The organism is Pseudomonas sp. AP3_22 TE3818 (genome assembly GCF_053628995.1).
In genome coordinates this window covers 5,429,466-5,450,951 of the sequence record NZ_JBRJHL010000001.1, presented here as the reverse complement: position 1 = coordinate 5,450,951, position 21,486 = coordinate 5,429,466, and the positions used below count along the sequence as shown (strand labels likewise).

The following is a 21,486-nucleotide window of genomic DNA, read 5'->3' as shown; positions in this document are numbered from 1 at the left end:
GCGCCGTGTACAAGCTCGCTTTTTTTGTTCCTGACAGTCATGTCGAGGTGGTCAAGGACGCTGTATTCGCTGCCGGTGGTGGGCGGATCGGGGACTATGACCACTGTGCGTGGCAAGTGCTTGGCACTGGCCAGTTTCGACCTTTGGACGGCAGTCAGCCGTTCATTGGTGAGGCGGGGCAGGTTGAGCGGGTCGAGGAGTGGAAGGTTGAGCTTGTGGTGGCGGATGAGTTGATTCGCTCGGTGGTGGCGGCTCTGAAACAGAGCCATCCCTACGAGACACCGGCTTATGAAGTGTGGCGGCTGGAGGATTTCTGAATCTCCGGTGCTGAAATGAAAAACCCGCTGAAAGAGATTTCAGCGGGTTTTTTAATGCCTGGAATTTTTGCAGTGAGAGTCAGGACCTCATCGCTGGCAAGCCAGCTCCTACAGGAATGGAGTCGAGGTCTCGATTTTGTAGGAGCTGGCTTGCCAGCGATGGCGGCCTGTCAGGCGGTCCACATCTAAACCTTGGCACTGACCTCACTGCGATTGACCAACGCTTCCAGCGCATCACTCAAACTCGGTGCCTTGTCGCCAACCAACAGGTGCCAGATACCGCCTTCCAGCTGACTCACGCCCTGGCAACCCAGCGCTTTCAAATCGCACTCCGACATGGCTTTGCCATTGGCCAGTTGCAGGCGCAGGCGAGTCATGGCGATGCAGTCGAGTTGCAGCACATTGTCGCCACCCCCCAATGCATTGAGCCATTGCTGCGCCTCGGGTGTTGCCACGGCGGCGGGTGGAGGCGCGTCGATTTCTGCTTCCGGCGACGACACCATGGCACGACCCAGCGCCGGCATCGCCAGGCGAATTTCGTCGGCAATCGCATCGGCCATCGGCCCGACCACTACCTGCAAACTCCCGCCCTTGCCCGGACGCACCACGGCCATGGCGCCGAGCGCCTTCAGGTCGGTATCCGAGGCCTTGTTGCGATCCACCATGTCCAGGCGCAAACGCGTGGTGCAGGCACCGACGGTGATCAGGTTTTCGGCGCCGCCCAAGGCCTTGATGTAAGCCCCGGCGCGTTCATTGTCGGCCATCGCCACTGGCGGGGCGGCAGCGCTGGTTTCGCGGCCCGGTGTCTTCAGGTCGAAACGACGGATGCAGTAATCGAACACCACGTAATAGATCACGGCATACGCCAGGCCCACCGGGAACACCAGCCAGCCGTTGGTGGACTTGCCCCAGCCCAGCACCATGTCGATGAAGCCGCCGGAGAATGTGAAGCCCAGGTGAATGTTCAGCGCATTGGTGATGGCCATCGACAGGCCGGTCAGCAACGCATGCAGCAGAAACAGCAGCGGCGCGAGGAACATGAAGGCGAATTCGATCGGCTCGGTCACGCCGGTCAGGAACGCGGTCAGGGCCATCGACAGGAAAATCCCGCCCATCACCTTGCGCCGTTCCGGCAGGGCGTTGCGGTACATCGCCAGGCACGCGGCGGGCAGGCCGAAGATCATCATCGGGAACATGCCGGTCATGAACTGGCCGCCTTTCGGGTCGCCGGCGAAGTAGCGCGAGAGGTCGCCGGTGACCAGCGCACCGGTGGTGGGGTCGGTGAAGTTGCCGAACACGAACCATGCCATGTTGTTGAGGATGTGGTGCAGGCCGGTGACGATCAGCAGGCGGTTGAACACGCCGAAGACGAACGCACCAATGCTGCCACTCTCCATCATCAGCGTGCCGAAGCTGTTGATGCCGTGCTGGATCGGCGGCCAGATGTAGCCGAACACCACGCCCAGGCCCACGGCGGCGAACCCGGTGACAATCGGCACGAACCGTCGGCCACCGAAGAACGCCAGGTATTCCGGCAGCTTGATGTCCTTGAAGCGGTTGTACAGCGCGCCGGCCATCAGGCCGCTGACGATCCCGGCGAGCATGCCCATGTTGATGCTCGGGTCGAGTACCTTGAGGGTGGCGATCATCACCAGGTAACCGATCACCCCGGCAAGCCCCGCCGTACCGTTGTTGTCCTTGGCGAAACCGACCGCGATGCCGATGGCGAAGATCATCGCCAGGTTGGCAAAGATCACCTGGCCGGCGTCGTGGATGATCGCGATGTTCAGCAGGTCGGTGTCGCCCAGGCGCAGCAGCAGGCCGGCAATCGGCAGGATCGCGATCGGCAGCATCAGCGCGCGGCCGAGGCGTTGCAGGCCTTCAATGAAAAGTTGGTACATGGCGGATCTCCCTGGATTTTTGTTCTTCTTTTGTAAAGAGCTAGCTCAGAGGCCAGTGCTGGTGGCAGGCATGACGCACGGCGCTGGCGCTGCTCAGCTTGAGCAGGCCCTGACTGATGCGCCGACATTCGCTGGCATCGAGATGGCGCACGCGGTCCTTGATTTCACCGATCTGTACCGGGCTCACCGACAGCTCGCTGACCCCCAGGCCGATCAACACCGGCGTGGCCAGTGGATCGGACGCCAGTGCCCCGCAGACACCGACCCAACGCTTGTGCTGCGCCGCACCGGCGCAGGTTTGGGCGATCAACCGCAGCAGGGCCGGGTGCAACGCATCGACGCGCGCGGCAAGGCCGGCGTGGTCGCGGTCCATGGCCAGGGTGTATTGCGACAGGTCATTGGTGCCGATGGACAGGAAATCCGCGTGTTCGGCCAGTTGCTCGGCCAGCAGCGCGGCGGCCGGCACTTCAATCATCACCCCCAGCTCCGGGCGCTGCGCCAGACCCAGTTCGGTACACAAGGCGTCGAGGCGCTGGCGGATGTGCAGCAGTTCATCGACCTCAGTGATCATCGGCAGCAGGATCCGGCAGCGCGACAATGGGCGCAGGTGCAGCAGCGCGCGCAGTTGCTGGTCGAGCAGTTCCGGGCGGACCTGGGCGAGGCGAATGCCGCGCAGGCCGAGCACCGGATTGGCCTCGGTGGGCAGTGGCAGGTAATCGAGTTGCTTGTCGCCACCGACGTCGATGGTGCGGATGATCACCGACTTGTCGCCCATGGCATCGAGTACGGCTTGATAGGCCTGTTGTTGTTCCTGTTCGTCCGGGGCGGTGAGGCGGTCGACGAAGAGAAACTCGGTGCGTAGCAAGCCGACGCCGTCGGCGCCATTGGCCAATGCGTCTGCCGCTTCTGTACTGGACGCCACGTTGGCGGCGACTTCGATGCGCAGGCCATCGGTGGTCAGCGCCGGTGTATGCGCCTGGGCCTGTTGTTCGGCCCGGCGTTGCTGCTGTTGCTGTTGCAGCTGGCGCACGTCGGCCAGGCGCTGTGCGCCGGGTGTCAGTTCGAGGCGGCCGCCGTCGGCGTCCAGCACCACCGGTTGCCCCTGTTGCTGATCGAGCAGCGTCGAGCCCAGTGCGACCATGCACGGCAGGCCTTTGCCCCGGGCCAGAATCGCCACGTGGGAGGTGGCACCACCCTCGGCCATGCACAGCCCGGCGACGCCTTGCTGGCTCAGTTGCAGCAGATCGGAGGGCGTCAGTTCATGGGCCGCGACGATGGCGCCGGCCGGCACGTCGTAATGCCAGGTATCGCCGAGCAATACGCGCAGCACCCGTTGCTTGAGGTCGCGCAGGTCGTTGGCGCGTTCGGCGAGCAATGTGCTGCCGGTTTGCTGGAGCACTTCGCATTGCGCGTCGATGGCCTGGCTCCAGGCGTGGGTCGCGGCCGTGCCCTGGTCGACGGATTGGCTGGCAGCGTCGAGCAAGGCCGGATCTTCGAGCAGCGCCAGGTGCGCGGCGAAAATGGCCTCTTCAGCGCTGTCCTTGTGTTTTTTTGCCTGGGCCAGGGTGTGGTCGATTTCGCTGCGCACCTGGCTCAGTGCCGCGTCCAGAACCTGCCATTGCTGTTGCGGATCATGATCGCCGGCATCCACTGGCAGGCTGATCGCATTCAGGCGAAACAGCGGCCCGCCGACCAGGCCTGGCGCCGCGCAGACGCCGTGCAACACACCGGCTTCGGCGGGGCGATTGCGTTGGGCGATCGTCGGTGGCGCGGCGGCGTGACTGTCTTCGGCCAGAGCTGTGGATAACGCGGTGAGCAAGGCTCGCAGCGCGGCTTCGGCGTCCGGGCCCTGGCAACTGACCTGGACTTCTGCCTGCTCGCCGATGGCCAGCCCCATCAGGCCGATCAGGCTGTCGCAGGTGGCCGACTTGCCGGCGAAGTGCAGCTGCGATTTGCTTTTGAAACCTTGCGCGGTCTGGCGGATCAACGCCGCCGGCCGCGCGTGCAGCCCGCCACGGTGAGCAATGCGCACGTGACCGACAATATCTGCGCCGGCAAATTCGACATCGACCTCTGCGGTCGATGTCTGTCGACGAATGATGTGCAGCAGCGGCTCACCGACTTTCACCGATTTGAGGGTGATGGGGCGCGCCTGAAAGTCCTGGCTGTTAGTGAGGATCAGCAGGCTGACCAGGCTTTTGCACTGTTGCGCGACCTTGTCCAGGTCGTAGCGCAGCAGGGGTTGGCCATTGGCGACGCGCGCGCCTTCCTTGACCAGCATCGAGAAGCCCTGGCCCTGCAGCTCGACCGTGTCGAGGCCCAGGTGCAGGAGCAATTCCGCGCCGTTGTCGGCACGCAAGGTCAGCGCGTGACCGGTGCGCGCGACATGCACCACCACACCCGCGCAGGGGGCGTGGAGCGTGTCGTTGAGCGGATCGATAGCGATGCCGTCGCCCATGGCGCCGCTGGCAAACACCGGGTCCGGGACTTTGGCGAGCGTGAGCACCGGGCCGCTGAGCGGGGCGCTTAAAGTCAGCTCTTTATTGTTGTTATGCATGGCTCGGTCTCATAAAAAATACAATTCGGATCAACGCGCTTCTCTGTAGGAGCGAGCTCGCTCGCGAAGAACCTGAGAACAACGCGTTCATTCAGGAAACACGCGTTATCGTTAACGTCCATCGCGAGCAAGCTCGCTCCTACAAGGGGGGGTTAGTGGGTGCGGGTGACTTTGCTCAAGTGCCGCGGCTGGTCCGGGTCCATGCCGCGGGCCACGGCCAGGCCGGCGGCCATCACGTAGAAACTCTGGATCGCCAGAATCGGGTCGAGGGCCGGGTGTTCGGCGCGGGTCAGGGTCAGGTCGCGCTCGAGCACGTCATCCGGCGCGGCCAGCAGGACACGGGCGCCTCGCTGGCGCATGTCGGCGGCCAGGCTCAGTAGGCCGGCCTGTTCGGCGCCCCGTGGGGCAAACACCAGCAACGGGTAGTTGTCGCCGATCAGGGCCATCGGGCCGTGACGGACTTCGGCGCTGCTGAAGGCTTCGGCCTGGATCGCCGAGGTCTCTTTGAATTTGAGCGCCGCTTCCTGGGCGATGGCGAAACCGGCGCCCCGGCCGATCACCATCAGCCGCTGGCAATCGCGCAAGGCGTCGATGGCCGGGCTCCAATCCTGCTGCGCGGCGTTGCGCAGGCCGTCGGGCAAGGCCAAACCGGCCTCGAGCAGTTCGGCGTCGTCCTTCCAGTGCCCGATCAACCGCGCGCTGGCGCTCAGGGTGGCGATGAAACTCTTGGTCGCGGCGACGCTGCTTTCAGTGCCCGCGCACAGCGGCAGGCTGAATTCACAGGCGGCTTCCAGCGGCGAGTCCTCGGCATTGACCAGCGAAATGCTCAAGGCGCCGCGCTTGCGCAATAGGCGCAAGCTGTTGACCAGGTCCGGGCTTTGCCCCGATTGCGAGAAGGCGAATGCCACCTGGCCGCTGACCTTCAGCGGCGCCTGCTGCATGGTCACCACCGACATCGGCAACGACGCCACCGGGATGCCCAGCAGCTGCATGGTCAGGTAGGCGAAGTAACTGGCGGCGTGGTCGGAGCTGCCGCGGGCCACGGTCATGGCCACTTGCGGCGGCTGACGACGCAGGCGTCCGGCGATCTCGATCATCTGCGGGTCGAGTTGCTGCAATTGGGCTTGCACGGCCTCGAACGAGGACAGCGCCTCTTCAAGCATTTTTGAAGTCAATGTCTTCTCCTTCGACCAAGACGGCGGTCAGTTTCAGTGAGCGATCCAGCCGCACGCAGTCAGCCCAGGCCCCCGGTTGCAGGCGCCCGCGTTCGGTGAGGCCGAGGTAGTCGGCGGGGAATTGCGACAGGCGCTGCGAGGCTTCGGCGATGGGCAGGCCGATTTTCACCAGGTTGCGCAGGGCCTGATCCATGGTCAGGGTGCTGCCGGCCAGGGTGCCGTCGGGCAGGCGCACGCCGCCCAGGCACTTGGTCACGGTGTGGCTGCCGAGTTTGTACTCGCCGTCGGGCATGCCGGCGGCGGCGGTCGAGTCGGTGACGCAGTACAGGCACGGGATCGAGCGCAGGGCGACGCGGATGGCGCCGGGGTGCACGTGCAGCAAGTCGGGAATCAGTTCGGCGTATTTGGCGTGGGCCAGTGCAGCGCCGACGATCCCCGGCTCGCGGTGATGCAGCGGGCTCATGGCGTTGTAGAGGTGGGTGAAGCTGCTGGCGCCGGCCTCCAGCGCCGCGACGCCTTCCTCGTAACTGCCCAGGGTGTGGCCGATCTGCATGCGGATGCCGCGGCGGCTGAGGTCGCGGATCAAGGCATCGTGACCGGCGATTTCCGGGGCAATGGTGATCACCCGGATCGGCGCCAGTGCCAGGTACGCTTCGACCTCGGCCATCAATGCGGTATGGGCGAAGTTGGGTTGCGCGCCGAGCTTGCCGGGGTTGATGTAGGGGCCTTCGAGGTGCACGCCGAGCACCCGGGCGCAGCCTTGTGGCCGCTGCTCACAGAATTCGCCGACGGCTTCGAGCACGCTGGTGATCTCTTCGCTCGGCGCTGTCATGGTGGTGGCCAGCAGCGAGGTGGTGCCGAAGCGCACGTGGGTGCGGGTGATGGTTTCGAAGGCAGGTGTGCCTTCCATGATGTCTTTGCCGCCACCGCCGTGAACGTGCAGGTCGATGAAACCCGGCAGCAGATAAGGCAGGTCGTTGTCCGCCGGATCGCAGGGGGCGCCTTCGATGGACACGACCTTGCCGTGGGCGTGGACCAGTCGGCCGCGAACCCAGCCGTGGGCGGTGAGGATGTTGTCTTCGGACATGTCGGGATCTCGGTTTTTAGCGGCCGGCTGTTTGTCAGCGACGCAGCTCTGCCACAAAGTCGTAGTAGTCGTTGCGGCAATAGGTGTCGGTGACTTCGATGGGCGTGTTGTCTTCCAGGTAGCCGACCCGGGTCATCAGCAGCATCGCGGTGCCGGGGGCGATGCCGACCAGCGCGGCGAACTCGTCCGAGGCGTTGATTGCCTGGATATGCTGCAAGGCGCGCACCACCGGCTTTCCGATGCCGTCGAGGAATTCGTAGAGGGAGTCGCCCACCGATTGCGGCTTGGGAATGATCGAGGCGGGCAGGGTGCTCATCTCGATGGCCATCACGGTGTCGTCGGCCTTGCGCAGGCGTTTGAGGCGCGCGACCTTGTCGTTGGGCGACAGGCCGAGGCGGATCAACTCTTCGTGGGTCGGCAGGGTGATTTCCCGCTCCAGCCATTGCGAACCGGGCACGAAACCCTTGAGGCGAAGCATTTCACTGAAACCGGACAGTCGCGATAGCGGTTGTTCGAGGCGCGGCGTGATGAAGGTGCCGGAACCCTGGTTACGGCGGATCAGGCCTTGTTCGAACAACACTTCCAGCGCCTTGCGGGCGGTGACGCGGGAGATGCCCAGGGTCTCGCTCAGATGGCGCTCCGACGGCATGGCCTGTTCGGCTTTCCACTGGCCGGCATGGATCGCCGCTTCCAGATTGCGTGCCAGTTGCAGGTACAACGGCGTGGGTTGGGTGTCGTCGGGGCGCAGGGCCTGTAGGTCGTTCATGTAGGCAATGTCCGATGCGGATATAGGATTGTTGTCGCCCGGTTGTGAGGCGAAACTAATACCACTTGCATACCATGTCAACGCGGGTGTTTTACAAGAATATGCCGATTGTGGCCGGCTGGAGGTCGGGTGGTTTTAAGTGGTATTAGCGGTAGGCTTTAAAACGACAAAGATCGCAGCCTGCGGCAGCGCCTACAGAGTGAAATGGTATTCACCCTGTAGGCGCTGCCGCAGGCTGCGATCTTTTGATTTTATTTTTTGATGCCGACCAATGGTCGAGGGAATTACGGACGAATTTCGATCATCGTGCCGTCCGGCACCAGGTTCCAGACTTCACGCATGTCCATGTTGCGCATGGCGATGCAGCCGTCGGTCCAGTCCAGGGTGTGGAACAGGTCTTCCGGGGTGTCTTCGGTGTCCGGGGTGCCGTGGATCATGATCATGCCGCCGGGCTCGACGCCTTCACGACGGGCGCGGGCCGAATCGCTGATGTTCGGGTAGGAAATGTGCATCGCCAGGTTGAATTTATCACTGACCTTGCGCCAGTCGACCCAGTAGAGGCCTTCTGGGGTGCGCTTGTCGCCTTCCATCAGTTTCGGCCCCTGGGGACGCTTGCCCAGGGAAATGCGATAGGTCTTGAGCGGCTTGCCGTCATTGATCAATTGCAATTGATGGGACGACTTGAGAACCAGGATTTTCTCGATGACCTTGCCGTCCAGGGGTTCCAGGGCAGAAGCCTGGGACACCGCGACGAAAGACAAACAGAACAGGGCAAGCAACCAGCGCATTGAAACGATTCCCCAGGAGGTGTCGCGACTATTTATTTATAGATGTTTTATGTAGGAGCTGTCGAAGGCTCGGGCCGCGTTCGGACGATTTTTCAGCGACTACGAATGATACCAATATGGCATCAGATTATGGCAGGTTGAGCAAGCGGCGGGATCGATTCAGACCGTACGGGATAGACCTCGGTCCGCCGGTCAGCGAAGAAGCATTCTAAGGTACGGCCCACCGTGCGGAAAGCCAGCTCATCCCAAGGAATGTCCGCTTCGTCGAATAGTTGCACTTCCAGGCTCTCGGGGCCGGCAGAAAAGTCCAGGTCCGCCAGTTCGGCACGGAAGAACACATGCACCTGGCTGATGTGTGGCACATCGATCAGGGTATAGATGCTCAGGTTGCGCACCCGGGCGCAGGCTTCCTCGGCGGTCTCGCGAATGGCGGCCTGTTCGATGGTCTCGCCGTTCTCCATGAAACCGGCAGGCAGGGTCCAGTAACCGCGGCGCGGCTCGATGGCCCGCCGGCACAGCAACACCTTGCGGCCCCAGGTCGCCACACAGCCGGCGACGATGTTGGGGTTCTGGTAGTGGATGGCCTGACAGCTGTCGCAGACAAAACGCAGGCGTGAATCGCCCTCGGGAATGCGCTGGGTCACCGGGTTACCGCACTGGCTGCAAAATTTCATGCTGGGGTTCCTGAATGCTGCGCCTATCTTGGCGTGCGGCGGTGCCGGTCGGCAAGTTGTCGTTTCGCGACATGGGGCGGTTGCGGGGGTTGGGCGACCGCAGCGATTGGTGCATGATGCCGGGTAAGGCACAAATCGAGAACACTCATGCTGGACGAGCTACTGCATCGGGTTAGTAACCACACTCCACGCTCACTGGAGACCGATCGTCGTTTTCCCGAGGCCGCAGTGCTGGTGCCCATCACCCGCAGTGACGAGCCCGAGCTGGTGTTGACCCTGCGTGCCAGCGGCCTGTCGACCCATGGCGGCGAAGTCGCCTTCCCCGGTGGTCGCCGCGACCCCGAAGACCCCGACCTGATTTTCACCGCCCTGCGTGAAGCCGAGGAAGAAATCGGCCTGCCGCCGGGGCTGGTCGAGGTGATCGGCCCGCTCAGTCCGCTGATCAGCCTGCATGGCATCATGGTCACGCCCTATGTCGGGGTCATCCCGGATTTTGTCGAATACCGGGCCAATGATGCCGAGATCGCTGCGGTGTTCAGCGTGCCCCTGGAGTTCTTCCGCAAAGACCCCCGCGAACATACCCATCGCATCGACTATCAGGGCCGCAGTTGGTACGTGCCGAGCTATCGCTTTGGCGAATACAAGATCTGGGGGCTGACGGCGATCATGATCGTCGAGTTGATCAACCTGCTGTATGACGCCAAAATCAGCCTGCATCAACCTCCCAAAAGCTTTATCAATACCTGAAGCCATCGTTCGAATGGCACCGCCCGAGCCCTGAGGAAAACACCGATGAAATACCGCCTGGGCGACGCCCGTGTCGAAACCCATCCACAGAGCTGGGTCGCCCCCAATGCCGTGCTGGTGGGCAAGGTCAAGCTGGAAGAGGGCGCCAACGTCTGGTTCAACGCCGTGCTGCGCGGCGACAATGAGTTGATCCTGATCGGCAGGAACAGCAACGTCCAGGACGGCACCGTGATGCACACCGACATGGGCTATCCGCTGACCATCGGCACCGGCGTGACCATAGGCCACAACGCCATGCTCCACGGCTGCACCATCGGCGACTACAGCCTGATCGGCATCAACGCGGTGATTCTCAATGGCGCGAAGATCGGCAAGAACTGCATCATCGGCGCCAATTCGCTGATCGGCGAAGGCAAGGAGATTCCGGACGGGTCGCTGGTCATGGGTTCGCCAGGCAAAGTGGTGCGCGAATTGACCGAACCGCAAATCAAGATGCTGGAAGCCAGCGCTGCGCACTATGTGCACAACTCGCAGCGTTATGCCCGCGATCTGGTCGAGCAGGAAGAATGAGCACGCCCGAACGCCCGGTGGCATCGCCCTGCGTGAGTATTTGTGCGCTGGATGACGATGATATCTGCACCGGTTGCCAGCGTACGGTTGAGGAAATCACCCGTTGGAGCCGCATGACCAACGACGAACGACGCAAGGTGCTGGGGTTGTGTCATGAGCGGGCCAAGGCCAGTGGGCTGGTGTGGATGTTGCCCACCAAATCCAATAACTAAGTCGGTCGCGCTTTTGTGGCGAGGGGGCTTGCCCCCGTTGCGCTGCGCAGCAGCGCCAAATCCTGCAATCACATTCTGTCTGACCAACCTGGCCCGCTGAATTTACGACTGCTGCGCAGTCGAACGGGGGCAAGCCCCCTCGCCACAAAAGCGCTTCGCCACAGGTTATTTGTGTACCGGAGATGAAGTACCCTGTGCACAAAATTGACAGGTACTACTGCTCCCATGCTCTTCCTGATCACCTACATCAGCAGCGTCGTGCTGATCAACTTCGCCTTTTCCACCGCGCCGCACCTGGACATCATCTGGTCAGCCTGGGGCGGGCTGGTGTTTATCCTGCGTGACATGGTGCAAACCCGTTTCGGGCATGGCGCCCTCGTGGCGATGCTGGTGGCGCTGGTGTTGTCCTACGCCACCTCCGATCCGTCCATCGCCCTGGCCAGCGCCACGGCGTTCGCGGTTTCCGAGTGCATCGACTGGCTGGTGTTCAGCATCACCAAGCGCCCGCTGCATGATCGCCTGTGGATAAGTTCCGCCCTGAGCATTCCCCTCGATACCTTTATCTTTTTCGGCATGATCGACGCCCTGACGCCGGGGGTGATCCTCACCGCCCTGGGCTCGAAATTCGCCGGGGTCACCGCCGTGTGGCTGATCATGGCCTGGCGCCTGCGCAAACAGGCTGTCGTCAGCTGAAGTTCATGTAAAATGCCGCGCTTTCTCCCCATGGGAAGCGTGCTTCCCTCGATGATCCGCTTCTTGAGGACCTTCAGATGACCCGTATCGGAACTCCATTGTCGCCCACCGCGACCCGCGTATTGATGTGTGGCTGTGGCGAGTTGGGCAAGGAAGTGGTGATCGAGCTGCAACGCCTGGGCGTTGAAGTGATTGCCGTGGATCGCTACGCCAACGCGCCGGCCATGCAGGTGGCGCACCGCAGCCACGTGATCAACATGCTCGATGGCGCTGCCCTGCGTGCCGTGATCGAGGCCGAGAAGCCGCATTTCATCGTCCCGGAAATCGAAGCCATCGCCACCGCGACCCTGGTGGAGCTGGAGGCTGAAGGTTTCACCGTGATCCCGACCGCCCGCGCCGCGCAACTGACCATGAACCGCGAAGGCATCCGTCGCCTGGCCGCTGAAGAGCTGGACCTGCCGACCTCGCCGTACCACTTCGCCGACACCTTCGAGGACTACAGCAAAGCCGTTGAAGACCTCGGTTTCCCATGCGTGGTCAAGCCGGTCATGAGTTCCTCGGGCAAGGGCCAGAGCCTGCTGCGCAGCGTCGATGACGTGCAGAAAGCCTGGGACTACGCCCAGGAAGGTGGCCGTGCCGGTAAAGGTCGGGTGATCATCGAAGGCTTCATCGATTTCGACTACGAAATCACCCTGCTGACCGTGCGCCACGTTGGCGGCACCACCTTCTGCGCGCCGGTCGGTCACCGTCAGGAGAAGGGTGACTATCAGGAATCCTGGCAGCCACAGGCCATGAGCCCGATTGCCCTGGCTGAATCCGAACGCGTCGCCAAAGCCGTGACCGAAGCCCTGGGTGGCCGAGGTCTGTTTGGTGTCGAGTTGTTCATCAAGGGTGACCAGGTGTGGTTCAGCGAAGTCTCGCCGCGCCCGCACGACACCGGTCTGGTCACGCTGATCTCCCAGGACCTGTCGCAGTTCGCCCTGCATGCACGGGCCATTCTCGGCCTGCCGATCCCGTTGATCCGTCAGTTCGGGCCATCGGCTTCGGCGGTGATTCTGGTGGAAGGGCAGTCGACCCAGACCGCTTTCGCCAACCTGGGCGCCGCCTTGAGCGAGCCGGATACCGCGCTGCGTCTGTTTGGAAAGCCTGAAGTCAACGGCCAGCGTCGCATGGGCGTGGCCCTGGCGCGCGACGAGTCGATCGAAGCCGCCCGCGCCAAGGCGACCCGTGCTTCGCAGGCGGTTGTGGTAGAGCTGTAAAACTTCTCGGGCAAGTCTGCAATCCCTGTGGGAGCGGGCTTGCCCGCGAAGGCGTCGGCACATCAAACATAGGTGTTGACTGACCCACCGTCTTCGCGGGCAAGCCCGCTCCCACAGGATCGGTGCCAGGCATCAGGTCGGGGTCGACCTATAATTTGTGGATGCCCAAGACCCTTCATCAATGCTCCAGGCCTGTACCCCATGAATTCCCAAAGCATCATCGTCCCGAAAATCTCCACCCTGCCGGTGCACGAGCCCCGGGCCCGGGCCGTTGTGCGCTGGCTGGTGCGCAAGAACATCATCCAGGAAGAACTGACCACCTGTGGCCGCACCGGCAATCGCATGGCCCATGCCATCGCCGACGGTGCCCGCGCAGTGGTTCTGCACCCCGAAGCCCTGCCGTTCGGCGAGCCGGTCAATGGCCTGGAGATCATTACCAAACGCTGCATCTATACGCCGGCCAAGGGTTTCCTTGAAGAAGCCGGCTGCGCCGAGTGTCGCAAGGAAGTCGGTGAAGCGCTGTTCGAAAGCCTGGAAGACTGGATGCCGGGGCGCACCGATAACTTCACCTGTCCGGAATGCGGGCATGAAGACGATATCAACGGCTTTCTGTTCCTGCAGGAATGCGGCTTCTCCAACCTCGGATTCATCTTCAACAACTGGGCCGAAGCCGGGTTCAAGCAAAGCTTTCTCGACGAGTTCGCCGACTGGCTCGATCAACCGGTCAGTTGGGTCAAGGTCGAGTTGTGATGCGGCTGTTGGACCGCGTTATCGTTCTTCGCTGGCAAGCCAGCTCCTACAGGTACGTGGTGATTCTGTAGGAGCTGGCTTGCCAGCGATGCGCTTCAAATCCCCGTATGTCAGTAATGCCAATAATAGTCAGAGTTTTACATTGAACCCGAGGGGGTGTCTGACTATAATGGCGCGCTTCCATTTTCCCGCTCGGGAGCCCCCGCGATGCTGCGTATCAGCCAAGAAGCTCTGACATTCGACGACATTCTCCTAGTGCCCGGTTATTCCGAGGTGCTTCCTAACGAAGTCAGTCTCAAGACCCGCCTTACCCGTGGCATCGAGCTGAATATTCCACTGGTCTCCGCCGCCATGGACACCGTCACTGAAGCCCGTCTGGCAATTGCCATGGCTCAGGAAGGTGGTATCGGCATCATCCACAAGAACATGACCATCGAGCAGCAAGCTGCCGAAGTCCGCAAGGTCAAGAAGTTCGAAGCCGGCGTCGTAAAAGACCCGATCACCATCGAGGCTGATGCCACGGTGCGTGACTTGTTCGAACTGACCCGCATGCACAACATCTCCGGCGTTCCGGTGCTGCACAATGGCGACCTGGTCGGCATTGTCACCTCCCGTGACGTGCGTTTCGAGAATCGTCTGGAAGCCACTGTCCGTGAAGTGATGACGCCTAAAGAGCGTCTGGTCACGGTCAAGGAAGGCGCCGACAAGAACGATGTGCGTGAACTGCTGCACAAGCACCGCATCGAGCGCGTGCTGATCGTCGACGACAAGTTCGCCCTCAAAGGCATGATGACCGTCAACGACATCGAAAAAGCCAAGGCTTACCCGCTAGCCAGCAAGGACGATCAAGGTCGTCTGCGCGTTGGCGCTGCCGTCGGTACCGGTAAAGACACCGGTGACCGCGTCGCTGCCCTGGTCAACGCCGGCGTTGACGTGGTGGTGGTCGACACCGCTCACGGTCACTCCAAAGGCGTGATCGACCGCGTTCGCTGGGTCAAGCAGAACTTCCCTGAAGTGCAGGTCATCGGCGGCAACATCGCCACCGGCGCTGCCGCCAAGGCCCTGGCCGAAGCCGGCGCTGACGCGGTCAAGGTCGGTATCGGCCCTGGCTCGATCTGCACCACCCGTATCGTCGCCGGTGTCGGCGTACCGCAAATCAGTGCCATCGCCAACGTCGCCGCTGCCCTTGAAGGCACGGGCGTGCCGTTGATCGCCGACGGCGGCATCCGTTTCTCCGGTGACCTGTCCAAGGCCATCGTGGCCGGTGCTTCCTGCGTGATGATGGGCTCGATGTTCGCCGGTACCGAAGAAGCGCCGGGCGAAATCGAACTGTTCCAGGGTCGTTCGTACAAGGCTTATCGCGGCATGGGTTCGCTGGGCGCCATGTCCCAGGCCCAGGGTTCCTCCGACCGTTACTTCCAGGACTCCTCGGCAGGCGCCGAGAAGCTGGTTCCGGAAGGCATCGAAGGGCGTGTTCCGTACAAGGGCACCCTGAGCGCCATCATCCATCAACTGATGGGCGGCCTGCGTTCTTCCATGGGCTACACCGGTAGCGCCAACATCGAAGAGATGCGCACCAAACCCGAGTTCGTGCGGATCACCGGCGCCGGCATGGCCGAGTCCCACGTCCACGACGTGCAGATCACCAAGGAAGCGCCAAACTACCGCGTAGGTTGAGCCTTCCAGCAAAAAGTTAACGACCGGGGCTGTTTTATTCAGCCCCGAGTTGTTTCTGAATCACGACTGTTTCCGAATTTTTTAGACGAGACTGAATCATGGCCCTCGACATTCACGCTCACCGCATCCTGATCCTCGACTTCGGTTCCCAGTACACCCAGCTGATCGCCCGCCGCGTGCGTGAAATCGGCGTGTATTGCGAACTGCATCCGTTCGACATGGACGAAGATGCGATCCGCGAATTCGCTCCTAAAGGCGTCATCCTCGCCGGTGGCCCGGAGTCGGTTCACGAAGCCAACAGCCCTCGCTGCCCGCAAGCCGTTTTCGACCTGGGCGTGCCGGTCTTCGGTATCTGCTACGGCATGCAGACCATGGCCGAACAACTGGGCGGCAAGGTTGAAGGTTCCGAGCTGCGTGAGTTCGGTTATGCCCGCGTTGACGTGGTCGGCAAGAGCCGTCTGCTCGACGGCATTGAAGACCACATCGACGCCGACGGCCTGTTCGGCCTCGACGTATGGATGAGCCACGGTGACAAGGTCACCCGGATGCCGGAAGACTTCCACATCCTGGCCAGCACCCCGAGCTGCCCGATCGCCGGCATGTTCAGCGACGAGCGTCGTTACTACGGCGTGCAGTTCCACCCGGAAGTGACCCACACCAAGCAGGGCGGTCGCATCCTGTCGCGCTTCATCCTCGACATCTGCGAGTGCGAAGCCCTGTGGACCCCGTCGAAGATCGCTGAAGACGCCATCGCCCAGGTTCGCGCCCAGGTCGGCACCGACAACGTCCTGCTCGGCCTGTCCGGCGGTGTTGACTCGTCCGTGGTTGCCGCACTGCTGCACAAGGCCATCGGCGACCAGCTGACCTGCGTGTTCGTCGACAACGGCCTGCTGCGCCTGCACGAAGGCGAGCAGGTGATGGCCATGTTCGCCGAGAACATGGGCGTCAAGGTGATCCGCGCCAATGCCGAGGACCAGTTCCTCAACAACCTGGCCGGCGAAGCCGACCCGGAGAAGAAGCGCAAGATCATCGGCCGCACCTTCATCGACGTGTTCGATGCCGAATCCTGCAAGCTGGACAACATCAAGTACCTGGCCCAGGGCACCATCTACCCGGACGTGATCGAGTCGGCTGGCGCGAAAAGCGGCAAGGCCCACGTGATCAAGTCGCACCACAACGTGGGCGGCCTGCCGGAAGAGATGAACCTGAAACTGGTCGAGCCACTGCGGGAACTGTTCAAGGACGAAGTCCGTCGTCTGGGCCTCGAGCTGGGCCTGCCGTACGACATGGTCTACCGTCACCCGTTCCCGGGCCCGGGCCTGGGTGTGCGCATCCTCGGTGAAGTGAAGAAGGAATACGCCGACCTGCTGCGTCGTGCCGACCACATCTTCATCGAAGAACTGCGCAAGGCCGACTGGTACCACAAGGTCAGCCAGGCCTTCGTGGTGTTCCAGCCGGTGAAATCGGTTGGCGTGGTGGGCGATGGCCGTCGTTACGCCTGGGTCGTGGCCCTGCGTGCCGTGGAAACCATCGACTTCATGACCGCGCGTTGGGCACACCTGCCTTACGAACTGCTGGAGACCGTATCCGGCCGCATCATCAATGAAATCGAAGGCATCTCCCGCGTCACCTACGACGTGTCGAGCAAGCCGCCGGCGACCATTGAGTGGGAATGATCCCGGGCAAGCCTTGATGGCTTGAACGCCGGACCAGCGAAAGCCGTGTGAAATCTGATTTCACACGGCTTTTTTGTGCGCCGGTTACAGCGGTTTCGACCAGCCGGCCAGTTTCATGCCCATTTGATCCAGCCCATTGAGCAGCGCCTTGATGCTTGTGAAGCGCTTGCCGCTGACCGAAGGCCAGTCCGGACGCTCAATGTAGACGCGGCCGTTATCGCTTTCGATGAGCGTGCGCACGAGCGTATTGCTGCGGCTGCGATGAACCAGGAAGGTCATGCCCGGTTGCAGTTTCAAGGTGTACATCCCGCGCTGGGGCAAGGCCGTATCGATCTCCGACATGGTCTGTGCTATCCATGGCGTCTCGATTCGCAGGCGCAAATCACCTCTGACCAGCGCGCTGCGATCAAACGCGGTGCCGCCCAGGGGCAGGATTTTCCCCGGATCTGCCTCGATCCCTGCCGGAATCCCTTCGGCGACGTCTTCAACACGAATGCCGATGGCTTCCTCCAGTTCGCTGACTCCCGCCACGCCTTCAAAGGTGTTGGAGTGGGAGTTGCCCATCAGCGCCACCCATTTGTGCGCGCCGCGCAGGGGCCTGGTCGCTGCGGATGATCGAGCGGGCGTAGTAGTTCATCATTTTCTGCCGCGCGGTTGGCTCAACGGCAGGTTCGAGTGGTCCGATCTTCTCCATGCCGTTGAGCCGGTAGCTCGCCATGCAATCGATGGCCTGCACACGAATCTTGAAACGGCGGGCCTGTTTGACCAGTTGCAGAAACGTATCGCGTCCCAACGGGTCGGTGATGTTGCCGACATCGAGCGCGTTAAGGTAGGTCTCCAGGTCCTTCGCCATCGTGCCCGTCTCGAAAAACGAATCCAGCGCCGCCTGATGGAAATCGGTCAGCAGGTGTTCCATGTACAGGGTCTTCACGTTTTTGTTGGCGAGCAGCTCCATGTTCTCGATCAGCCACTGTTTGCTGGCGATGGAACTGTGGCTTTCGCCGATGACCAGGCCTCGGGCGTGCTCGAGGATTTTCTCGATGATTTCTTCGGCAGTGGCGTCGGGACTGAGGGCTGGAATTGGCGGGCGTGCGGGCAGTTGAAGCTCGGCGAAAAAGCGCAGGGCATCGCGGTGCAGGCGTTTCCTGATTTTCTTGAAATCCCGGTAGGGATCGTGTTCGTCGAGACTGTCGTAGAAGTCGCGCAACGACTCGTCGTCCTGCCCGTTCGCGCCGCTTTTCAGTTCGGCCCTCAACGACTCGGGCATGTCGTACTCGGAGGCGGGCAAGCGCGGCACGGGCGTCTTGCCGCCGCCGTTGAGCCCGCCGCGTGGCAGGGTTTGCCATTCACCCTCGGCGTTCAGGCGCACCGGGATCGAGTCGGTGAAAGCATGGGGGTTTTGCGGGTCGATGACAGCCCAATGCCCGCCGCCGTTGGGCTCGGCCTCCCAGCGAACGTAGTAAGGCGTGTGGTCCAGCATGATGGCGTTGGCGGGGTTGGAATTGAGTTGATAGATGCCCTGGAATTTTCCCGGTTCACTGCCGACCGTTTCCCCTTCGAGCAACTCATTGGCCTGCCAGTTGGACGGAATGGTCGGTCGCGGGATGTCAGGCAGCGCCTGTGCCACGTCTTGAAGTACTGGCCAGCCCATTGGCTGCATGCCTTTTGCGATCAGTGCCTGTTTCAGTTCCTCGTAGGTATCCACCGTCATGGACTCGTAGGTCGGCGCGAGCGGGGTATCCAGATTGATCCTGCCGCCGGGTGTCAAACGGATAACACTGTCGGCCATGCGCCCTTCGGCGTTGCGATAAACCACCAGCACGCTGCTGCGGTAGCGCTGGAAGGTGAACATGCCCGGTTCCGGCAACAGCGCCCGCAGGTCTTGTGGCGTTCTGTAGGCCCATGGGGTTTCCACTTGCACACACCAGTCGCCTTTGATTTGGGCCTGGATGCTGTCGGGATCGGCCACACCGTCCGTTTCATAAACAGGGGAGTCAGGATAGTCGGCAAACTCCACCGTCAGCCCGGGATCGGAACTGACAGGCAGCGCCCGTCCAGGCGTGACGTCAGCGATGCGCACGCTCAACGCATCGGTCTGTTCGCTGATGCCTTGGTAGCCTCTGAATGCCGTCATGTTTTCTTGATTGACCAAGGCAACCCATTTCGCCGGACCCTTCAGTTGTTCGTTGAAGTTGATCACCTCACTGGCGAAAAAACCTCGCACCATCTGGTTATGCGGTTCCGGGTCGAACGGGTCGTCATTGACGTTGTAGGTGGTGGACATGTCGATGGCCTGCACCCGGATGCGCTGGGCATTGGCCGCTTTCACCAGCTGCTTGAGGTTGAATTGACCTTCGGGATCATTACCGGCCTTCACGTCGAGTTTGTTCAGGTAGTTTTCCAGTTCTTCGGACATTTCTCCGCTGCGGGCGAAGGCGTCCAGGTCGAGCTGATTGGCGTTCGCCAGCAGTTCCTGCAGGTACAGCGTCTTGACCCCACGCCGAGCCAGCTCCGGCATGTTCTTGATCAGGAGTTGTTTGCTGCCGATGGCGCCGCGGCTCTCGCCGAAGATCAGCCCCGGCTTGCTTTCGAACGCGGTTTCGAACAATTGAGTGGGCGTTTCGATCAATTCGGCAGACGGTCTCGGCAGACGGAAAGTCGGCGGATGAAGTTCGTAATATGCGTTGGCGTCGCTGATCAGGTTTCTACGAGGTTCATCCTGGGCCAGATCGAACTCGCTCACCGAGACAGTTGCCCCTGATTCGGTGGTGAATGCCGTGCGCACCTCGGCACCGCCGAGTGCCCAACTTCTCATTTCGGGGTCATCAAGCCCTGGCACATGAATGCCCTGTGCTCGTGCCCACTCCTCGACGACGGGTTCGCCTGTTGCACCTGCATCAGGAGCGGACGGCACGTCCATACCGCCCTGCAACCCCAGACGCGGGATGACTTCCCACTTGCCTTCGGTGCCCAGGCGCACGGGAATCGAACCGGAAAACGCGTTGGGCTTGGCCGGGTCGATGATTGCCCAGTTGCCGCGACCGTTGAGGTCGCTTTCGTAGCGCACGAAGTACGCGCCGTCGTTGAACTCGATCGCGGTGGAAGGGTTGGAAGCGAGCTGATGAATACCCTGGAACTTGCCGGGCTCTCGCATCAGTGTGTCCTCGGACAACGGGACGTCGATCCTGAAGCTGTCCGGCACCGTTGGCGTGCGCTCGGCGGGCAGGCCGGTTTCGCTCGGTGTTGGCTCAGCCGTGGGTTGGGTCGGTTCAATCAGATCGGACATTTCCTTCGCTTCAGCTGCTTCGATTTGCGGTCCGACGTCCTCTAGTGAACCCGGCCCCTTGAGGACGAGCAGGTTGAACAGCAAATCAATACCGCTGAGCACGGCTCCGAGAATCCCGGCCTTGCGCTCTTGAGTGGTTTTGCCATTTACCGCCTGATCGATGTTCAGACCGATGCTGGCGATGCTGGCGCCGATCACGGGCAGGGCGACGGGCCAACCGACCACCGCCATCGGCCCGAACACCTTTACGCCAGCGCTGAGGTAGCCAAGCCAGAGCTTTTTGCGCAAATCGCCATTGGAGGTCAACGAGAGCGCGGCTTCGGCGAACATCGCGTCCTTGGTCGAATCGCGCAACCAGGTGAAGGCATCCCCGCTGACGACCTGATTTTCCTGGTTGATCAGGTGATGGTCGTACTGGCCCCAGGTGCTCACCAGCCGGTTCATGAGGTCGGTGATGTTCTCGTCGATTGCCTGTCGGTCAGCCTGGGAGAAGTGCGTCATGAACTGCTGGCGCACTTGTTTTTTGTTCATCTGCTGCAACACCCAGAAGTGCATGTCCGTCGCGGTTTCCAATACTTTGAACGCGTTGAGCTCACCGGGCAGGTAAACGATCTGCCGACCCTTGGGCGCGACGAAGCGCAGCGCATTGATGGCGACGTAGCCCGCCACATCGAGGCTGCGAACGTTACCGGTGCAAGGGTGTTGTGCTTGCAGCATCTTGAGGCTGACGGGCCAGGTGATTGGGCCGATGACGGCTTGGGTGATGAACTGGAAGTCCTCGTCGCTCAACTGGCTTTTATCCCGCGCCTGCACGGCTTTGATGAGGAAGTTGCATTTGGCCAGGGTGCGGAAATCGTCGCCGGAATCGCTCCAGAAGGTGGTCAGTCGCTCCTCGTACAGCGAGCTGAAATTGATGTTCCAGAAGTCCTTCAGCACTTCGTTGCCATGCAGGCGCACTTCGTTGCTTTCGTTGTAGGTGTCGGCGTGGGGCCCTGCGGTATAGAAGCCGCCGTACACGTCGAGCAGGTCGGCGTTGTCCTGGTCGCCGACCCGAAAACGCTGGATCACCAGCTGCGTCAGGGTCATGGTCGAGGTTGGCGTCGCGTGCACATGCTCCCAGCCAGTGAAGGCTTTCGAGCTGCTCTGGGAAGCGTCGAAGCGGTGGAAATAGACCTTGTCCGGATCGAGGCCGGTGACGTGGTACTTCTTCAGCAAATCGCTGGCGACTTCATGGGCTGTGTCCTGCAGGCTCGGGCAGGTCTGGATCACGGTGGTGGCGATTGCCTTGAGGGCGGCCTTGTCGGCGGCGTTGGGCAACGGCTGGGTTTGTGTCGAGTTCATTGCACTCTCT

General features: G+C 61.8%; 18 protein-coding genes. 9 read left to right on the top strand and 9 right to left on the bottom strand.

What is annotated here, in order from left to right:
* The first annotated feature begins 5 nt into the window (after positions 1-5).
* On the top strand, positions 6-317 hold the full coding sequence (locus AB7M25_RS24840) for an NGG1p interacting factor NIF3 (RefSeq protein WP_429517665.1): 312 nt from the start codon (positions 6-8) through the stop codon (positions 315-317).
* A gap of 185 nt (positions 318-502) precedes the next feature.
* Here AB7M25_RS24840 and nagE read toward each other — a convergent pair whose 3' ends face one another.
* The 7 genes from nagE to AB7M25_RS24805 all read right to left on the bottom strand — a co-directional run bounded on the left by nagE (position 503) and on the right by AB7M25_RS24805 (position 9,265).
* The gene (gene nagE / locus AB7M25_RS24835) at positions 503-2,218 is read right to left on the bottom strand and encodes an N-acetylglucosamine-specific PTS transporter subunit IIBC (RefSeq protein WP_454238109.1); all 1,716 of its coding nucleotides are present in this window, start codon (positions 2,216-2,218) and stop codon (positions 503-505) included.
* 40 nt (positions 2,219-2,258) lie between these two features.
* Entirely contained in the window at positions 2,259-4,775 is a 2,517-nt protein-coding gene (gene ptsP / locus AB7M25_RS24830) for a phosphoenolpyruvate--protein phosphotransferase (RefSeq protein WP_454238108.1), read from the bottom strand.
* A gap of 152 nt (positions 4,776-4,927) precedes the next feature.
* Entirely contained in the window at positions 4,928-5,950 is a 1,023-nt protein-coding gene (locus AB7M25_RS24825) for an SIS domain-containing protein (RefSeq protein WP_429517671.1), read from the bottom strand.
* Entirely contained in the window at positions 5,931-7,037 is a 1,107-nt protein-coding gene (nagA, locus tag AB7M25_RS24820) for an N-acetylglucosamine-6-phosphate deacetylase (RefSeq protein ID WP_454238107.1), read from the bottom strand. The genes AB7M25_RS24825 and nagA overlap by 20 nt, the downstream gene beginning before the upstream one ends.
* Before the next feature lie 34 nt (positions 7,038-7,071).
* On the bottom strand, positions 7,072-7,803 hold the full coding sequence (locus tag AB7M25_RS24815; RefSeq protein WP_007973947.1) for a GntR family transcriptional regulator: 732 nt from the start codon (positions 7,801-7,803) through the stop codon (positions 7,072-7,074).
* Positions 7,804-8,087: 284 nt separating this feature from the next.
* The gene (locus AB7M25_RS24810) at positions 8,088-8,591 is read right to left on the bottom strand and encodes a L,D-transpeptidase family protein (RefSeq protein ID WP_429385646.1); all 504 of its coding nucleotides are present in this window, start codon (positions 8,589-8,591) and stop codon (positions 8,088-8,090) included.
* Between the two features lie 122 nt (positions 8,592-8,713).
* A complete protein-coding gene (locus AB7M25_RS24805) occupies positions 8,714-9,265 on the bottom strand; it encodes an NUDIX hydrolase (protein WP_429385648.1) in 552 nt (183 codons plus the stop codon).
* A 147-nt stretch (positions 9,266-9,412) separates the two neighbouring features.
* Between AB7M25_RS24805 and AB7M25_RS24800 the strand changes: the two genes are divergently transcribed.
* From AB7M25_RS24800 to guaA, 8 genes are all read left to right on the top strand, one after another.
* Positions 9,413-10,012 (top strand): CoA pyrophosphatase, encoded by a 600-nt coding sequence (locus AB7M25_RS24800; RefSeq protein WP_429560258.1) that lies wholly within the window; start codon positions 9,413-9,415, stop codon positions 10,010-10,012.
* A gap of 45 nt (positions 10,013-10,057) precedes the next feature.
* Positions 10,058-10,582 carry a gamma carbonic anhydrase family protein gene (locus AB7M25_RS24795; RefSeq protein WP_429385652.1) on the top strand — a complete coding sequence of 175 codons (525 nt, stop codon included), beginning with the start codon at positions 10,058-10,060 and terminating at the stop codon, positions 10,580-10,582.
* Positions 10,579-10,794 (top strand): DUF1289 domain-containing protein, encoded by a 216-nt coding sequence (locus tag AB7M25_RS24790; RefSeq protein ID WP_429385654.1) that lies wholly within the window; start codon positions 10,579-10,581, stop codon positions 10,792-10,794. Before AB7M25_RS24795 ends, AB7M25_RS24790 begins: the two co-directional genes overlap by 4 nt.
* Before the next feature lie 225 nt (positions 10,795-11,019).
* The gene (locus tag AB7M25_RS24785) at positions 11,020-11,487 is read left to right on the top strand and encodes a VUT family protein (RefSeq protein ID WP_104450762.1); all 468 of its coding nucleotides are present in this window, start codon (positions 11,020-11,022) and stop codon (positions 11,485-11,487) included.
* 77 nt (positions 11,488-11,564) lie between these two features.
* Positions 11,565-12,746, top strand: coding sequence for a formate-dependent phosphoribosylglycinamide formyltransferase (gene purT / locus AB7M25_RS24780; protein WP_007982831.1), 1,182 nt, complete (start codon positions 11,565-11,567; stop codon positions 12,744-12,746).
* 201 nt (positions 12,747-12,947) lie between these two features.
* On the top strand, positions 12,948-13,496 hold the full coding sequence (locus AB7M25_RS24775) for a hypothetical protein (RefSeq protein ID WP_007973932.1): 549 nt from the start codon (positions 12,948-12,950) through the stop codon (positions 13,494-13,496).
* 207 nt (positions 13,497-13,703) lie between these two features.
* Complete coding sequence (gene guaB, locus AB7M25_RS24770; protein ID WP_015093660.1) at positions 13,704-15,173, top strand: IMP dehydrogenase; 1,470 nt, start codon at positions 13,704-13,706, stop codon at positions 15,171-15,173.
* A gap of 98 nt (positions 15,174-15,271) precedes the next feature.
* Positions 15,272-16,849, top strand: coding sequence for a glutamine-hydrolyzing GMP synthase (gene guaA, locus AB7M25_RS24765; RefSeq protein WP_007973927.1), 1,578 nt, complete (start codon positions 15,272-15,274; stop codon positions 16,847-16,849).
* Positions 16,850-16,933: 84 nt separating this feature from the next.
* Here the strand turns inward: guaA and AB7M25_RS24760 are convergent, their stop codons facing one another.
* Positions 16,934-17,413 carry a hypothetical protein gene (locus tag AB7M25_RS24760; protein ID WP_454238106.1) on the bottom strand — a complete coding sequence of 160 codons (480 nt, stop codon included), beginning with the start codon at positions 17,411-17,413 and terminating at the stop codon, positions 16,934-16,936.
* Positions 17,385-21,476 carry a membrane-targeted effector domain-containing toxin gene (locus AB7M25_RS24755; protein WP_454238105.1) on the bottom strand — a complete coding sequence of 1,364 codons (4,092 nt, stop codon included), beginning with the start codon at positions 21,474-21,476 and terminating at the stop codon, positions 17,385-17,387. The genes AB7M25_RS24760 and AB7M25_RS24755 overlap by 29 nt, the downstream gene beginning before the upstream one ends.
* Positions 21,477-21,486 lie beyond the last annotated feature (10 nt).

Excerpts from the sequence above, each read along its gene's own strand:
- nagE (WP_454238109.1), bottom strand. The coding sequence starts at position 2,218 with ATGTACCAACTTTTCATTGAAGGCCTGCAACGCCTCGGCCGCGCGCTG.
- ptsP (WP_454238108.1), bottom strand. The coding sequence starts at position 4,775 with ATGCATAACAACAATAAAGAGCTGACTTTAAGCGCCCCGCTCAGCGGC.
- nagA (WP_454238107.1), bottom strand. The coding sequence starts at position 7,037 with ATGTCCGAAGACAACATCCTCACCGCCCACGGCTGGGTTCGCGGCCGA.
- AB7M25_RS24815 (WP_007973947.1), bottom strand. The coding sequence starts at position 7,803 with ATGAACGACCTACAGGCCCTGCGCCCCGACGACACCCAACCCACGCCG.
- AB7M25_RS24810 (WP_429385646.1), bottom strand. The coding sequence starts at position 8,591 with ATGCGCTGGTTGCTTGCCCTGTTCTGTTTGTCTTTCGTCGCGGTGTCC.
- AB7M25_RS24805 (WP_429385648.1), bottom strand. The coding sequence starts at position 9,265 with ATGAAATTTTGCAGCCAGTGCGGTAACCCGGTGACCCAGCGCATTCCC.
- AB7M25_RS24800 (WP_429560258.1), top strand. The coding sequence starts at position 9,413 with ATGCTGGACGAGCTACTGCATCGGGTTAGTAACCACACTCCACGCTCA.
- AB7M25_RS24795 (WP_429385652.1), top strand. The coding sequence starts at position 10,058 with ATGAAATACCGCCTGGGCGACGCCCGTGTCGAAACCCATCCACAGAGC.
- AB7M25_RS24790 (WP_429385654.1), top strand. The coding sequence starts at position 10,579 with ATGAGCACGCCCGAACGCCCGGTGGCATCGCCCTGCGTGAGTATTTGT.
- AB7M25_RS24785 (WP_104450762.1), top strand. The coding sequence starts at position 11,020 with ATGCTCTTCCTGATCACCTACATCAGCAGCGTCGTGCTGATCAACTTC.
- purT (WP_007982831.1), top strand. The coding sequence starts at position 11,565 with ATGACCCGTATCGGAACTCCATTGTCGCCCACCGCGACCCGCGTATTG.
- AB7M25_RS24775 (WP_007973932.1), top strand. The coding sequence starts at position 12,948 with ATGAATTCCCAAAGCATCATCGTCCCGAAAATCTCCACCCTGCCGGTG.
- guaB (WP_015093660.1), top strand. The coding sequence starts at position 13,704 with ATGCTGCGTATCAGCCAAGAAGCTCTGACATTCGACGACATTCTCCTA.
- guaA (WP_007973927.1), top strand. The coding sequence starts at position 15,272 with ATGGCCCTCGACATTCACGCTCACCGCATCCTGATCCTCGACTTCGGT.
- AB7M25_RS24760 (WP_454238106.1), bottom strand. The coding sequence starts at position 17,413 with ATGGGCAACTCCCACTCCAACACCTTTGAAGGCGTGGCGGGAGTCAGC.
- AB7M25_RS24755 (WP_454238105.1), bottom strand. The coding sequence starts at position 21,476 with ATGAACTCGACACAAACCCAGCCGTTGCCCAACGCCGCCGACAAGGCC.